The sequence below is a fragment of the Candidatus Phytoplasma stylosanthis genome, assembly GCF_032886435.1.
Classification (GTDB): Bacteria; Bacillota_I; Bacilli_A; order Acholeplasmatales; family Acholeplasmataceae; genus Phytoplasma; species Phytoplasma stylosanthis.
Genome location: NZ_JAUZJP010000040.1, coordinates 1 through 998 on the forward strand (window position 1 = coordinate 1; position 998 = coordinate 998).

The window sequence follows — 998 nt, forward strand, 5'->3', positions numbered from 1 at the left end:
CATGGCAAAAAAACAGAACCCAAGGCTAATTTATTCTTTTCTGTTTTAACCAAGAAAAATTATGAACCTGCTGTTTTTATCAAAGATCTTTTTTCTGCTTCTTTAGATGGTTATCACGCTCCTTCCCGAACCATGTTAGAAATCAAATGTCCTTTAGAAAAAGGGAATAGTTGGCAAGAATTTATCCACAAAAAAATTGTTCCTCCTTATTATTGGGCCCAAATCCAATGTGGTCTTTATTGTTCGGAAGCAAAATTAGCTTATTTTTTAGTTTACTTTCAAGAAACTGACTATTATTTAAGCAAAATAACTTTAGATTTAAATTTTATTGTGCAGATGAAAAAAGAAGGGTTAGCCTTTAAGGCTTTATTAACTCATTATCAAACTTTATTTGAAAAGAAAGAGGAAAAACAAGAAAAATGAAAAAAAGTTTTTTTTAAAAGAAATAATTTATAATCTCCATTTAATAAATAAATATCTTCAACTGCTTTTCTGTTGTTTGTTGGGAATAATTCTAGGTTGGATACTCACTAAAGTAGTAAAATTTTGTTGCTTTCCTTCCTCAGAACCAAAAGAAACAGAAATAAGTTCTTTTTCTACTCAGTCTAAAAATTTTTTCTTAGAAGACAAAATAAATGATTCAAAAGAAAAAAGAAATGATTTGGAAAAAAAAATAAAACAGTTAGAAACAAACAGTCATGAACGATTTGCCCAACAACAAGATTGGTTTGAACGTCTAGTTAATTTAATAAAAGGATTGATGGTGAAAGTTCATAAATTAGAAAAAATGGTTCCCTCTCCCGATAATATTCCTATTTTAGAAAAAGAAAATTAAAAAAAAGAAAGAAGGTTTTTTTGAAACATGGATCATAAAAATTTAAAAAAATATTATAGTCATTTTCAACGACCAGTGGAAAGAATGCAAGAAGATGGTTATTCTTTTGCTAAGATCAAAGCTCTTTTTTCAGTACCAGAATTAATAAATTATGGTTATTCCA

At 27.7% G+C, this 998-nt stretch carries 2 protein-coding genes; both read left to right on the top strand.

Annotation, left to right across the window (positions count from 1 at the left end):
- The coding region (locus tag Q8777_RS02615; protein WP_318749494.1) for a YqaJ viral recombinase family protein at positions 1-423 on the top strand (423 nt) is incomplete at its 5' end.
- Positions 424-499: 76 nt separating this feature from the next.
- Positions 500-835 (top strand): hypothetical protein, encoded by a 336-nt coding sequence (locus Q8777_RS02620; protein WP_318749495.1) that lies wholly within the window; start codon positions 500-502, stop codon positions 833-835.
- Positions 836-998: the final 163 nt, after the last annotated feature.